This window comes from Flavobacterium aquicola, from assembly GCF_003385115.1.
Lineage (GTDB): Bacteria > Bacteroidota > Bacteroidia > Flavobacteriales > Flavobacteriaceae > Flavobacterium > Flavobacterium aquicola.
Map to the genome: position 1 here is coordinate 46,627 of NZ_QUNI01000005.1, position 14,020 is coordinate 60,646.

The following is a 14,020-nucleotide window of genomic DNA, read 5'->3' on the forward strand; positions in this document are numbered from 1 at the left end:
CACAAACAAACTGATTAATCAGTCAAACATTTAATTTGCTAATCTTGAATCATTTTCCACAGCATTTCAAAAGTGTCTTCTGTTAATTCGTCAGTACGTTCGCTCTCAATAGTATTATTCAATAAATAATAATACAAACCGTTTATCTGAGCATTAAATAAAGAAAAAACGAGCGCTGCCGGCATTGGTTTTAAAACAACTAAATCAATACCATTTTTTATCAAAACATAAAGCGGATGTTCTTCCTGTTTTAAAGTTTTAGAAATTGCTGACTTAGCGAAAGGAGAATTATTAAATTGCTGCATGTATTGAAATGCAGCTGGGTTTTCCAAATTCCAGCGCAATGATGCAACGAAAAGTGATTTGAAAGCATTTTTAGAAACAGAATTTGATGCAATCCCTTCGATTATAAAATCATCCATTTTCTTCATTATGCTATTATATATGCTAACAATAAGAATCTCTTTCGTAGCAAAATAATTAAACAGCGTTCCGTTTGCAACGCCAGATTCACTAGCTATTCTGCTTGTTGCTGTTCCATGGAATCCATTCTCAACAAACAGTTTAAGTGCCGTACTTATAATTAATTCTTCTTTTTTCATATATTCTAACTGACTAATCAGTCGTAAAAATACATGTTATTAATTAGAAAATAAAATATCTTTAAGGAAAATTTATAAATCTAGAATTCTTTTGCCTAAGCTAAAAGCGGATTTAAATTAAAACTGTTCAAGCACATCAATCCGCCTTTCCAAAATCGAGAAATTTATTCAGCAAAAGAAGAGCTGATCCAATGCTGCTGCCTAAAATCAGTACTTTCTCATAACTATCTTTATTAAGATACATCAATAAAACCAAAAGGCTGATTGCAACAATCAAAATCGGCAGTTTAAACCTGTCAAAAGTTCCATTTTTACTTTCATCAACAAATTGTTTGACAAATTCGGGATCTTTCAGGCTCTTGGACAATAGATATACACGGAAACTGTAGCTCATCACTTTTAGCCTGCCCGTTAGCTTATCGTGGTCAATTAAACCCAAATCCATAAGCTGCATCAGAATATTTTTGTTTTTATAATTTAAAAAATGATCCTGTGCAAAATCATAAAGTACATTCTGCATTTCTTTAGTTGGAATTGAATCCCAGATTTCTGAATAGATTTTATCAAAATTCCGAAGATTAGAATTTAAAATGAATTCCATTTTTAAATCAAATGATATTTCATTATAAACATCACTTTTAAAAACATCCTCCAGCACCACACTCCTATCTGGCCAAATACTATCTATCTCATCTTTTTTGTTCAAATCTTTTTGAATCATATTTTTTATGTCTTCATCATTAACCATTGCAATAAAAACATAATCATTGCTATAAGGATTTTTTTTACCCGGATAATAGCCTTCGTATGAAGCCTGCATGAGATCAAAAAAGAAAAACCGCTGACAGTAGTAGTTCAACATAGAATAAGCTAAAATCACAATTAGAGTAAAACACAAAAAGAAATAAAATATGTGCAGCCCATTGCTAAAAAAAACAGTGTTTGTCTTGATATAACTATTTTTATACAACTGCTTTAATTTGAACTTATTGACTTCGCTCATAGTAGGCAGCTGAAAACCAAAGTTTAATTTATGTATCACTCCTTCGTTGTTCTTACTCAAATCGAATGCCCACATTGATCTGCAGTCACAGCCATATGTATTGATAACTTTATGATTAGCTGCTGTGCTACCCGACTGTGAAGATGAACAATAATACCGCGCATAATCATTTATTTCATTAGAATAAAAAGCGCAAACTAGTATAAAAGGAAATAATACAAAGTAATTAAGCAGCCCAGAAGTCAGAAACTTCAAATAAACCTTTCGCTGCACTCCTTGGTTTTTTGCGACAGCATTTATTATCTCGGCGCTGCTGTCAGTATCCCAGGTTCTCCAATTTCTATAATAGAGTATCAGCCCGATATGAGATCCTATAACCAGGATAAAAGATAAATACATTAGATCATTATATAACAATAGCAGCGGTAAAACAATGCCTAGTAAAAACACTAACACATAGAGTTTTATGAACGGGCTTTCAAGTTTGTTAGAACGGATATTCAAAAGAACTACGTGCACAAAAGTCATGTTGATACCAATCAATAAGCAAAAATACAGTACTGTGATTGGTGAGGAGAAGAAAAAAACCACAACAACAGCCAAGAAGCAGATAATATTCGCAGTAAACATATTTTGATATTCCTCCTTCCTGCTGCTGTCAGGAAACAGATGGTAAAAATGATGTTTAGAAAATAAACTCAACCGGCCATTATAAAACAGAGACGAGTACAATAAAATAAGCAGAACGATACTAAAACCATACAAAATGGTAATTAAGAAAGCGTTATTGAAAGTAAACAGACTCAAATAATCCAGATACGACAAATTTCGCATCCCCAGAATATAAACAGGGAGATCTGCAGAGATACTCAGTCTTTTGGCAAATACCTGATAGGAATTCCCCTGATAATCCATCCTAAAGTTTTCTATATTGCAGCCCGCTAAAATACAGGCTAATACAAGATTATTATGAGATCCTGAAAGTACATTTTGGTATAAATTTTTATCGGGGTTATTCTGCATTAAAACAAAACCTTCACTATCAACAAGCATATAATCAGTGTCTGGCGGCAGCTGTATTTGTTTCGAGAAATATTCCCGAAAAGCAATTCCTTTTATAGCCGTTTTTTCTGAACCTTCCGCTTCATTTTTCTTGGTATCTTTTTGGGCATAAATCCACTGATATTGATTTGACTCCCTCGAAAAAACTCCAGTCAATATCGTGTCAATCTCTTTGTTTTGAAGCAGTTTAAAATAATTTCGATCATTATATTTTCTTGCAAAATTGATATTGTCTTTGGTGAAGCTTGTCGTCAGGAGACCATCTTTATCCATCCAAAAATAAGAATCCAAATACCGTATCTGAATCGGTCTTACATTCTTCTTGAAAAAATTGACCTTCGGTTTTCTTTCTTGTGAGATGGAACTGCTGTCCGCAACATCCTGCCCATCAATAAGACTGACTTCTGAATCATTTTCTATATGTAGTTCTTTAAACGGAGAATTAGAATCACTTGTGTCAATTTCAACGAGCATTTTTTTCAGATTCTGTAAGGTATCTATCTGACCTTTAAATGAATTGTCAATATGCTCTACTAATTGTTTTAAATCAGATTTATTTCTGTTAGTGATGCTCTTTTGCCAATAACCAACCATTCCGTAAATAACAAACAAAGAAATTAGCGCACCAATCGAAAATGCTACTGTTATCAAATCCATCTGCGAAAGCCTCTCTTTATCGCTGCTCACAATTGGCTTAATGAAACAGATGCTCAAAAACAATACTCCCAATAATAACAGGCTGAATATTAAAAGGTTTGGCTTTATAAACTGCACATTCGATTTAAAATAAGAAGAACTGATTCCTGCGGCGACGAACAAAGTAAAACTAGAATCAGGTATTTTAATCTGACCGGTATAATATCGCTTATTTGACTTTTCGAATGCAATGAAACCACTATTTCTATTTTTGATACGAAGACTGTCTTCATCATTTAGACTGATATTTTGAGAGATAAGAATATCTTTGGCTAAGCATTCGCCTTTACTGCCAGCATTTACCGGACAGATAAAAAAGGATTTAAAATTTGAGGAATTATCAAGTCTTTTTATAAATTCATCCAAATCAAATTGAACGGTATCTGTCACGGCAGCATAAATTTCGGGGCTTCCCATTTTTTTAAAAACGATCTTTCTTGTCAATTGGAGTTTTTTCCTAACCGAATCCAGCCGTTTCAGATTTATAATTTCGATTTTATCAATAAAAACCAAATTATTACGTAATTCAGGGTGATGATCCGCTATTATACTGTCACGTTTTCCAGAACTGATTTCTTTGAGCTTATCATCAAAAAAACCTTTTAACTGGACTTCGATTCCTTTGAACACGGCCAAATTATTTGCATCTTCTTTTATTTCATTATTTGGTACAATAATCAATAAATACAAAGCTGTTAATATACCGATGACCACAGCTGTTATAATTGAGTAATTATGAGATTTTAGCTTATCAAAAAAAGGGGTAAAAAGACTCATATGTTTTACATTTTAGGTACTTGTATATGATAATCTAATAGTCATTTTCAGCAAACCAAATAGCAGTTTAAGCTGTACGTAAATATGTCTTTTACGATTGTCTGTCCTGATAAATTACAGAACTAAAAAATGCAATAAAGTCAATTTATGAATAATAAGCAGGAAGCTGCTAAAGAGCAGCTTAGATTGGGGAATCTCCTGATACTGTGGCTAAATTAAGAAAAATATTGTTACAGAATTAAAAATACATCCATAAACAATTCATTTTAAGATATTTAAGTATTACGATAAACAAAAAATTCCTTTATTGAAAAAACAGCTTACTGAAGAATTAAAATAAGAAGAGTGTAAAACAAAATAATACAGCTTTCCTAAAACCTATTGATCGTACAATACTGCTAAACAAATATTTTTTACACTTAATCAGATTATGATGCTTGTCATCTGATTTATTTTTATTGAAAACCAAGTTAGTGTAGGTTTGTATTAATCTTATTATCAGAAAGATAAAAGACAATTTTGTAATTAATATCGAATTAAAATCAAAAAATGATGAAAAACAATCCAATTTCCAACAAAGAATATATTTACCTAGCCTATTCGTATGCCAGCATCTCAACATTTCTATTATTGACAATTAGCAGAGTTACTGAAACGCTGGAAAAAGCGCTGCATTTTAATCCAATAGTTTCTGTAGTAATTGTTTTAAACATGATTACGTTTATTACTACGTATGTAAATAGAAAAAACATTCTTTAATTCTCAAAGAAATTAAGTTAATTACATCATTTGTATCTGGAAATTCATCTTTCCATTAAACCAATTCCCAAACCTATTAGGGCTTTGGTGAGATCTTTAATTTAGTAAATAAAGTTTGGTTTTTCGTTAAAGCCGTTTTCTCGTAGTATTTTGCTAAAATGCTAATGTTAAACAAAATAGGATAGAATCTTTCTTTTCAACCTTTAGAATTTCAGTTGGAGATTTTTTTAGCTAATAATTCTTCTATAACTTTTTCAATAAATAAAGGTGTTTGCTCCGTATATCCTTGGAGATAAAGTTTAGTTACTCCCTCTTTGTCAATTATTACACTTTGAGGCATAAACCCTTGAAATATCTTATTTGTACTTTCATTTCCAAGTACTTGATTATATCTAAATTCGTGTTTTTCCAAAAATTTAGTAACTCTTTCTCTATTGTCATTTGTAATTGCTAAAAAAAGTACATTATTGTTCGATTTATATTTTTCAGCAATTTTGTTTAACTCTGGAATTTCCTTTACACAAGGAGCGCATCCGGTGGACCACCAGTTAATTATTACAATCTTATCTTTAAAATCTTTTGTCGAAATAGTTTTTTCAGAAATAGAATTCATAGTTATTTCTGGAAATTTTTTCCCTTCTTGTATCGGTTTTTCAACTTTTTTAATTGATGCTGTATGACTAGAAATTCCATTGTTGAGCCACAAATATTCAACTTTATTGGTCGATGGTTTGTACAATATCCGAAGAGAAACACTTAATGGAGAAATAGGATCAAAAGGATTAAACTCAAAAGTTAAGTCATCAGTTAGAAAGTTTAGTGAATCTTTTGATTTTAGTGAAATTTCTCTAGTAAACTGTTGTCCCTTAAAAGCTGATGATATCCAATAATCCGTTTTATTATTTTTTATCATTGAGCCAAAAAAGATATGGAGAGAATCTGATCCAGTTTTTAATTTACTGAATTTCAATTCATAATCACTATTTTCTTTTTTAAAGTTTTCTAATTCTTTTGGGCAGTCAGAAGTTAACTCACTTGTCAAATATTCGCCTTTTACATTGAAAGCGTAAACTGATGCTATTATTAAAATTAAATATATTTTTTTCATATTATAAATTATCTGTTTTTTTGGCTAAAACAATCTTTCCATTAAGCCTAATGCCCAAATCCGTTGTAGCTGTTAGCAAACGTTTTTTTAGCCCTAATTTTCACTTCCAAAAAACATTTATTTTGCTGAATTGTTCTTCGTTATTGCCTTGATTTTCATATTTATATAAATTATCCCAATATATTTTTCCACCTATTTTAACGAATACTTTATAATATCCTTTTGCAAGAGTTCCTATGCTCATTTTAAAACTGTTTGAAGATTGTCCACTAAGAGAAAATTTTGAATTTGAGTTAATAGATGGTTCGCTATACAAATTTGTATTCAAAACATTGCTGAAGTTTACATCTTGATGAATTTTTTCTGCATTTGCTGATACAAACCAAACATCTGTAACATTTTCTTCTGCTAGAATATAAACCGATTCGTTTGCAGGATTAGGATAAAGTAAAAACTTATTATTTACTAAAACATTTGGGTTTCCGAGTTTTAATCCTTTATCGTTTGTGTCTTGTCTAAAATTAACTCCTGTGACTAAATTTATTGAACTCTTATCAGTTTGAACATCAACTTCATCTTTATTACAGCTTATTGCCAAAATAGAGATAAGGAGAAAAAGTCTTTTTTTCATATTAATTTTGCTATATTTCTGTTTTACAGTTTATTGTGGTAAAATGTTTGCTAACGTTCTGGGACTACAGCTGCTTTGCAACTAAATAAAGCCCATTCTTCGGATTTGCCAAATCATTCAAATACAAAACCATATTCCCATTAAGCCTATTGCCCAAATCCGTTGTAATGGCTGTTGGCAATAGTTTTTTAATTTTCAATTTTTACGATTACCTTTTTTTCAAAATTTCTATTGTCGGATGTCCTACAACTAAAAGTTACTTCATAATCATCCGAGGTAAATACACTTTCTTTTTTGAATTCGGGACTAAATAAAAATACCTTATTAGCACCTTCGTTACGACCTTCATAAATTTTTATTTGATTTTTTATATCGTCAATTTCAAATAAATTTTGATTTGCATTTATAGTCAGATTTTTATAAATAAAAGGATGGTCAAATTTTAGTGAATAAGTGTCTTCTAGTAAGTAATTGTCAATAGATTCACCTTTTGTAAAGGCATAACATTTTTCAGATAACCCAAAATCTAGACTTGCTATAGACTGGTATCTATATCCAATTGTAAAAACTATATCATCTTTTAATATATCCGTTTTTGTAAAGTAATTATAATTTTTTTCTTTATCTGTTTCACTCACCTTTGCTCCATTAAATTCAATATCTGAAATGTAATAATGGTCAGGCGAACAACTCTGATTTACGACAATTAAAAAAAGATAAATTCCTATTATTTTGAGTGCTTTTCTCATAGTTTAAAATATTTGTTTTGAGTTTTTTTGCAAAATTACTGCCAACCTTCTGGGACTACAGGAGGTTTGGGACTAAATTAAGCCCATTCTTCGGATTTGCCAAATCATCCAAATACAAGACCATTTTTCAATTAAGCCAATTGCCCAAATCCGTTGTAGTAGGTGTTAGGCGTTCGCTTTTTTATTTTTTAAATCAATTTTGCTTATTAAATTTATCTTGCATTTTTATAAACTCTTTTTTTGAAAATTTAAATTTTGAACTTGAAAATGGACTTAATTGATTAAGCATAAAATTTTTAACTGGTTCGCTTCTAACTACGTCATAATAATACCCTTTGACTAAAACATTATCATTTTTGTGTCTATTCAATATTTTTCGAATATTGATGTATTCTTTTTCAACTAAAGTTTTAAAAGCAATACATCGTAACACAGGAACTTCACATTCAGTTAGTTTTATTAATTCTATTTCATTTAGATTGTTACGAAAAGATTCATATTCTTCATTTTGTTTTTGCTCTCTATTAATTGCAATATTGGTCAGTCTAAAATCCCAAATTATTTTCTCTAGCCTTTCATCTTTTATTATTTCCTTCAAAGTAATAGTTGGTTGAAATTCTTCTTGTTTTTCCTCTTTCTTTGAACAATTAAAAAATAACAAAACTATTATTGCGAATAAAATTCTTTTCATTTTAGTAATTAGATTTAAATCAAAACTTATTAATCGTGATTTCAAAAATGATGCATAACCTTCTGGCTCTATAGCGGGTTTGGGACTAAATTAAGCCCATTCTTCGGATTTGCCAAATCATCCAAATACAAGACCATTTTTCCATTAAACCAAATGCCCAAATCCGTTGTAGTGGCTATTTATTATTCATCAATATCTTCAAATATAATTTCGTCCTTGCTTTTTTTAATTGTTACGACTTGATACGTTGGCGCATTATCTTTTCCGTTAGGTTGAAATGTTTTTCGAACGTATTTATCTTTGGTTTCATAATTTTGGATAACCTTTTGTCCGAAATGTCTATCTGTCAATTCTGTGATTTCAGGAATAGATTTTTCATCAACAATAGAATTGCTATTATTTCCAATTTCCATCATGATTTTCGTCTTATCTGCTTCCGAAATTTTTAGAATAAAAGTGTGATAATAATCTCCAATACCAGAAATTGATTTGTTTTCTGAAATTTCAAAATCGTCATTCAAAATTATGTTTTGCTTTTCAAGCAAATTCCTAGCATCTTTTTTTGAAAATAGTTTGTCTTCGAAAAACATACTAAAAACTATATAAATAAAAAACAGTCCAACAATTGAAGAAAGGATTATTCCTGTAAATTTTTGGCCGTTTTTTTTGGGAATGGAATATAAAATATAAATGAGCCAGGCACAAAAAGCTATAGGAATTAGAACTGCCAAAAATAAAATTATCTTTAAAACTATTTCATCCATTTTTCTAGAGTGATTTTTGAAGTTCTGTGCTGTTAAATAGACACTAACGTTCTGGCACTACAGCGGGTTTGGGACTAAATTAAGCCCATTCTTCGGATTTGCCAAATCATTCCAAATACAAAACCATTTTTCCATTGAGCCAATTGCCCAAATCCGTTGTAGTAGCTGTTAGCAACAGTTATTTTAGGCCAATTCAATAGATTTTTTCTTCGCGTGATTCCGCAATTCTTGAAAATAAGCTTCAGTTTCTTTTGAATAATCAGAGTCAATAAATAAGCTTTTGGCTGAAATGCCATATACAATATCCAATTCTTCTAAGATTGATTTTTTAAAATTTTTGTCTATTTCCTTAGATGCTACAAAAATATAGTCTTGCTTTTCTTCATTTTTTTTATTGTATTCATCTATGTGTTTTCTTTGTTCTCTTATGTATTTATTAAAGGTTAATAATTCATTATCATCGGAATGAAATTTCCACGGAAAGAAGGTAAAACATCCATCCTGAACTCTAAGTCGTGGATTTCTGATTAAGGGTTCTACGACATAAATATTATCGATTTCTAATCTTTGTGAATATTGCTCTATTTTTTGAGGAGATAAAGGTCTGTTATACTCTCCTAAATCTATACTATTTGAATTAAAGTTGTTAAAAATACTTTTTTCAACAAGTGTAAGTCGGCCGTTTTCGTTTAAATTCTCGTTCTTAGGATCGTAACATGCGAAAAACAACCCAACTAAAATATCATATGTCCAATCTATTAAACGTGTTGGTACTCCAAAATGTTGAGCAACAATTAATTGGTTTAAAGGATCATAGCTGTGGACATATGGTGATTTGTCTTCGAAAAATAATTGCCCCATTGTTACTGCTTCGAATAATGTAGCTTGTCGGAATTCAATAGATTCTCTAAATAATGAAGGTAATATGTCCCATTTTGAATTGGTTTGACCTCTGAAAATTAATTGACCTCTTTCAAAATCACAAAAGTGAATTGAATTAATGGCATCACTTACTTTTCGTATTAAACTATCTTCGTTCATTATGTGATAATTGTTGCTAACTTTTATATACCCGCTATAAACTAGCGTGAATATACCCACATAGCGGTGTATATGCGCTACTGGGTAGCACTTTTTTACAAATATAACTGATTTATCTCACATATAATCATCATTGTTTTTTTATAAATTCCCGCAGGGTTTCAAGCTGGATTTCTAGTTTTTCAATTATCGCTTCCTTCTCGGCAAGCTGTTCTTTCAGCGCTTTTTCGCGAATGGTTTCAAATCGATACGGCAGGTATTCGCCCAGCTGCGCTATGAAATTGTGTTTCAGCACCAGACTCAGCTTCCACAAAACGGCAAACTGCAGAGTGTCTCTTTTGTAATAATCATTCAATCCCGTGGGATTTATGCCTAGCGAACGGGCCAGATCAGCTTTCTTGATTTTGTTCTGGATAATATGGTAGTGAATAAAATTACCTATCAGCGGGTATGTCTTACCGAGGTCTAGCGAATATTTTTTGATGTTATCTTTCATGCTTTGTTTACTATAAATTGATTTTTGTTTGAAAAACAGGTGTTTTGTACCTCTATTGCAGGCTGTTTCTACCTCTGTTATTGGTGTTTTATACCTCTCTTATTGGCTGTTTCTACCTCTACTATTGGTGTTTTGTACCTCTATTACAGGCTGTTTCTACCTCTATTATTGGTGTTTTGTACCTGTCTTATTGGTATTTAATACCTCTATTACAGGCTGTTTCTACCTCTGCTATTGGTGTTTAGCACTATTTTTTGAGTATCTCACCGCCAAAGAGCGGCATACTGCACGACGGCGGCAGCCAAAAAAAACCGCCTCTTCTGCATTGAAAAGAGACGATTCATAACTAATATCCTGATGGTAGTTTATGGTATTTCTGTTGGCACCGGTGGTACTGTCACACTATTGCCGGCACTGCTGGCAAAACGTTTTTTGAGCTGATCCACAATACTGTCTGCACCGGGAACTCCGGCATCGGCAGCGCCGCCAAAGGCTTTATACAAAGCTAGTGCCGATCCATAGGATTCGCTTCCCGCCAGCATTTTAGTATCTTCAATGCGCTCACAGAGCTGGTTAGCCAGTGCCCCGATTTCGTCCATTTGGGAAAAAAGAGTAAGATCATTTTTCATGTTGGCCACCGAGAGATAGGTCGGAACAAGCGTTGGGTTGCTTACACCCGCATTGATGGCATCCTCAGTAAAAGCTTTGTTGCTCACATCAATAGCGTTTAATGATTTTCGCTCATCGGCAGTCAGTCCCACCAGAAAAGGAAGGTTGGTCAGGATGGTTTGAAACGCAGCTTTGACAGCTGTAACCTGTGCCGCCGTTGCAGTAACGTTAAGACGGTTGTTGAGTAAATTTGACATAAATAGTTGTTTTAATGGTTATTACATTGTTATTTGTAATCCAAAACTAAACTATTCTTACTTTTTTACATAGCTTTTTTCTTTCTAAAAAGAAGAATTTTGTTAAATTTATAAGGAAAAAACTACTGCAGTTTATGAAATGAAGATAGCAAAGAACCCATTGGTTTAAAAAATAGAACGCGGATTAAACGGATTCACGCAGATATTATTTATCTAAAGCTATTTTACATAAAGAGACTAATCCTTTGGTCTGAAAATAGAACGCGGATCACGCGGATTAAACGGATTTACGCAGATACCATTTATCTAAAGTTATTTTACATAAAAAAATCCGTGCCAATCCGTTTAATCCGCGTCATCCGCGTTCCATAATAACAGCAGATACTATTTATCTCAAAACATTTTTACATAAAAAATCAGTGGCAATCCGCGTCATCCGCGTTCTATTATAACTGCTAAAGATTAAGACTCGCCTTAAACATCCTGAGTTCTTCCCAGGAGAATTTATCACCGTATTTTTCTTTTAACGGAGAAACCGATTCTTCTTTGTATCCTTCAAAGGCATCACTGAGTGCGAGTACTCTCTCTTCGGGCAGGACTTCGCTGATGGTTATAGTTCTCGACTGAATGAGTTTTGTGAGATGAGTCATTATCGTTTCCTGATTGTACTTTCGGATGATGGCAATTTCCTGAATAGTCTTTTTTTCCAGCCAAAGTTCATACGTAAGATCGACCGTCGATTTTTTTGGTTCCTTGCTGCCGGTTTTTTTCGTACCATAACGTTCGGCATCCTTTTCATCTTCAATCAGGGTGATGTTCAGTTTTTTGAAATCTTCAAAAACCCTTTCCATCTTGATGGTTTTGTACTGTTTGATTTCGGGCGAGGTTAATTTTTCCTTAGAAATCGCTTCACCGCTTACCAATGTAGCCACCATCAGTTTGGCTTTCATAAGCTGCAGGACGGCCTTAGTCTGTAAATCTTCCAGAACAACCAGTTCGTCATAAAAGGCTTTGGCTTTCTTGAGGCGCTTTACTTCTTCAATTTTCCACAGAATTTCATAGACCAGCTGATCCATCGGAGCCATGAAGTAATTGAAAGCAGCATTGATCCGCTCCGAAATATGATTGAATTCCAGCTGTTCGCTGTGGAACAATTTGTCCAGCTGCAACAAAAACCGTGATGATGGGTCCAGCAGCTGCCAGATGACTCCCGCCTGATTTTGGGCCCAGACAGCATGCTTCGATTTGGCTGAATTTTCGGCATCCTCGTTATAACTGAACTGGTGGTTGCGCCATTCCTGCGCCAATATATTCCAGTCGAAACTGTTTTTCAGATAGTTAAGAATAAAGTTTTTGGTTTCTCTCTTTAAGGCATTCGCCAAAATTTCCTCCGATGCTTTATTCTCGGCATAATCCATCACATCCTGGTCGTTTGAAATCCCATTCATACGCAGCGGAGAAAGCAAAATAAGCCCGTTTAAGGAACGCAAACGCGATAACGCAACATAGGCCTGCCCAGGCAGAAAAACTTGCGATACATCGAGCGCAGCTTTGTCAAAAGTTAGTCCCTGGCTTTTGTGAACCGTAATCGCCCACGCCAACTTGATGGGATAATGCACAAAAGTTCCCAAAACTTCCTCTTCTATTTCCTTAGTCAGCTCATTAACAGTATATCTGATGTTTTGCCATTCATACCGGTCAACTTCTATCGTTTTATCCTCGTCAGGAAAGTGAACCCAGATTTCTTTGGAAGTCATATTTTTTACCACACCCATTTTTCCGTTGAAATAGTTTTTCTCCTGAGAAAGGTCGTTTTTAACAAACATGATCTGTGCGCCTTCCTTCAGCACCAGATTGGGATCAACAGGATATATCTTCTCTGGAAAATCACCAGTAATTACCGGCAGAAAAGTAGTCTGCTTTCCCTCTAGATCTTCCAGCGACTGGGTATTCATAACATCGGCCTTGGCATTGTGAGTGGTCAGCGTGATGTAACCTTTGTTAGCCTTCAGGTCAAAATCTGGTTTTACAAATTCATTCAGCATCTGGATATCCACGGGAGTTATCTCGTTATTACGCAGATTATTCAAAACCGAAATGAAACGGTCATCTGTCTGGCGATAAATTTTGGACAGTTCTATATACAAAGGCGGATACCGCTGTATAACATGGGCATGAAAAAAGAATTTCCCTTTGTAATACGTGCGCAGCGTACGCCATTCCTCATCCCGGATAATTGGCGGCAGCTGCAGTAAGTCGCCAATAAACAATACCTGCACACCCCCAAACGGACGGGAATTTTTCCTCACGGACTGCATCATGAAATCCATAGCATCGAGCAAATCTGCACGTAACATACTGACTTCGTCAATGATAAGCAGCTGCATGTTCTGAATAACGGCGCGTTTCTGTCCGCTCATTTTAAAATGCCTGCGCAGGGTGGCTTTGGTTTCAAACTTAGTAGTGTCCGAAAACTGCGGGGCTGAATTATCCGGTATAAAACCGCCAAAAGGCAGCTGAAACATAGAATGTATCGTAACACCGCCAGCATTAAGAGCGGCAATTCCAGTTGGTGCCACTACCACCGTATTCTTGTGCGTAGTAGCAATAATTTCTTTTAAAAGCGTGGTTTTACCCGTTCCTGCCTTCCCAGTAAGGAATACAGACTGCTGTGTCTGGTTAATAAAACGCAGCGCATAAGAAGCGGCTTCTGAAATTGATTGCATGGAGCGTAAATTTAAACGAATAAAAAAACCTTCAACTATAATAAGATGA

12 protein-coding genes are annotated in these 14,020 nt (G+C 33.7%); 1 reads left to right on the top strand and 11 read right to left on the bottom strand.

Annotated elements, in window-relative coordinates; translation table 11 throughout:
• Positions 1 to 38 precede the first annotated feature (38 nt).
• Positions 39 to 602 (bottom strand): TetR/AcrR family transcriptional regulator, encoded by a 564-nt coding sequence (locus C8P67_RS09835; protein WP_115812854.1) that lies wholly within the window; start codon positions 600 to 602, stop codon positions 39 to 41.
• Positions 603 to 738: 136 nt separating this feature from the next.
• The gene (locus tag C8P67_RS09840; RefSeq protein WP_115812856.1) at positions 739 to 4,140 is read right to left on the bottom strand and encodes a cache domain-containing protein; all 3,402 of its coding nucleotides are present in this window, start codon (positions 4,138 to 4,140) and stop codon (positions 739 to 741) included.
• Positions 4,141 to 4,692: 552 nt separating this feature from the next.
• Here C8P67_RS09840 and C8P67_RS09845 point away from each other — a divergent pair.
• Positions 4,693 to 4,899 (top strand): hypothetical protein, encoded by a 207-nt coding sequence (locus C8P67_RS09845; protein WP_211319904.1) that lies wholly within the window; start codon positions 4,693 to 4,695, stop codon positions 4,897 to 4,899.
• 211 nt (positions 4,900 to 5,110) lie between these two features.
• Here C8P67_RS09845 and C8P67_RS09850 read toward each other — a convergent pair whose 3' ends face one another.
• From C8P67_RS09850 to C8P67_RS09890, 9 genes are all read right to left on the bottom strand, one after another.
• Positions 5,111 to 6,007 carry a TlpA family protein disulfide reductase gene (locus tag C8P67_RS09850; RefSeq protein ID WP_115812860.1) on the bottom strand — a complete coding sequence of 299 codons (897 nt, stop codon included), beginning with the start codon at positions 6,005 to 6,007 and terminating at the stop codon, positions 5,111 to 5,113.
• Positions 6,008 to 6,107: 100 nt separating this feature from the next.
• Positions 6,108 to 6,638, bottom strand: a complete 531-nt coding sequence (locus tag C8P67_RS09855) for a hypothetical protein (protein ID WP_115812862.1) — start codon at positions 6,636 to 6,638, stop codon at positions 6,108 to 6,110.
• A 188-nt stretch (positions 6,639 to 6,826) separates the two neighbouring features.
• Positions 6,827 to 7,387, bottom strand: coding sequence for a hypothetical protein (locus C8P67_RS09860; RefSeq protein ID WP_115812864.1), 561 nt, complete (start codon positions 7,385 to 7,387; stop codon positions 6,827 to 6,829).
• A 193-nt stretch (positions 7,388 to 7,580) separates the two neighbouring features.
• On the bottom strand, positions 7,581 to 8,078 hold the full coding sequence (locus C8P67_RS09865; protein WP_115812866.1) for a hypothetical protein: 498 nt from the start codon (positions 8,076 to 8,078) through the stop codon (positions 7,581 to 7,583).
• Positions 8,079 to 8,260: 182 nt separating this feature from the next.
• Positions 8,261 to 8,842, bottom strand: a complete 582-nt coding sequence (locus C8P67_RS09870; protein WP_115812868.1) for a hypothetical protein — start codon at positions 8,840 to 8,842, stop codon at positions 8,261 to 8,263.
• Positions 8,843 to 9,025: 183 nt separating this feature from the next.
• Positions 9,026 to 9,883 (bottom strand): FRG domain-containing protein, encoded by an 858-nt coding sequence (locus C8P67_RS09875; RefSeq protein ID WP_115812870.1) that lies wholly within the window; start codon positions 9,881 to 9,883, stop codon positions 9,026 to 9,028.
• 130 nt (positions 9,884 to 10,013) lie between these two features.
• Complete coding sequence (locus C8P67_RS09880; protein WP_115812872.1) at positions 10,014 to 10,379, bottom strand: helix-turn-helix domain-containing protein; 366 nt, start codon at positions 10,377 to 10,379, stop codon at positions 10,014 to 10,016.
• A gap of 365 nt (positions 10,380 to 10,744) precedes the next feature.
• A complete protein-coding gene (locus C8P67_RS09885) occupies positions 10,745 to 11,245 on the bottom strand; it encodes a hypothetical protein (RefSeq protein ID WP_115812874.1) in 501 nt (166 codons plus the stop codon).
• Between the two features lie 455 nt (positions 11,246 to 11,700).
• Positions 11,701 to 13,971 (bottom strand): helix-turn-helix domain-containing protein, encoded by a 2,271-nt coding sequence (locus C8P67_RS09890; protein WP_115812876.1) that lies wholly within the window; start codon positions 13,969 to 13,971, stop codon positions 11,701 to 11,703.
• Between the last annotated feature and the right edge of the window lie 49 nt (positions 13,972 to 14,020).

What these genes read in the sequence shown, in the direction of transcription:
- C8P67_RS09840 (WP_115812856.1), bottom strand. Translation starts at nt 4,140, where the DNA reads ATGAGTCTTTTTACCCCTTTTTTTGATAAGCTAAAATCTCATAATTAC.
- C8P67_RS09875 (WP_115812870.1), bottom strand. Translation starts at nt 9,883, where the DNA reads ATGAACGAAGATAGTTTAATACGAAAAGTAAGTGATGCCATTAATTCA.
- C8P67_RS09870 (WP_115812868.1), bottom strand. Translation starts at nt 8,842, where the DNA reads ATGGATGAAATAGTTTTAAAGATAATTTTATTTTTGGCAGTTCTAATT.
- C8P67_RS09845 (WP_211319904.1), top strand. Translation starts at nt 4,693, where the DNA reads ATGAAAAACAATCCAATTTCCAACAAAGAATATATTTACCTAGCCTAT.
- C8P67_RS09850 (WP_115812860.1), bottom strand. Translation starts at nt 6,007, where the DNA reads ATGAAAAAAATATATTTAATTTTAATAATAGCATCAGTTTACGCTTTC.
- C8P67_RS09855 (WP_115812862.1), bottom strand. Translation starts at nt 6,638, where the DNA reads ATGAAAAAAAGACTTTTTCTCCTTATCTCTATTTTGGCAATAAGCTGT.
- C8P67_RS09860 (WP_115812864.1), bottom strand. Translation starts at nt 7,387, where the DNA reads ATGAGAAAAGCACTCAAAATAATAGGAATTTATCTTTTTTTAATTGTC.
- C8P67_RS09880 (WP_115812872.1), bottom strand. Translation starts at nt 10,379, where the DNA reads ATGAAAGATAACATCAAAAAATATTCGCTAGACCTCGGTAAGACATAC.
- C8P67_RS09865 (WP_115812866.1), bottom strand. Translation starts at nt 8,078, where the DNA reads ATGAAAAGAATTTTATTCGCAATAATAGTTTTGTTATTTTTTAATTGT.
- C8P67_RS09885 (WP_115812874.1), bottom strand. Translation starts at nt 11,245, where the DNA reads ATGTCAAATTTACTCAACAACCGTCTTAACGTTACTGCAACGGCGGCA.
- C8P67_RS09890 (WP_115812876.1), bottom strand. Translation starts at nt 13,971, where the DNA reads ATGCAATCAATTTCAGAAGCCGCTTCTTATGCGCTGCGTTTTATTAAC.
- C8P67_RS09835 (WP_115812854.1), bottom strand. Translation starts at nt 602, where the DNA reads ATGAAAAAAGAAGAATTAATTATAAGTACGGCACTTAAACTGTTTGTT.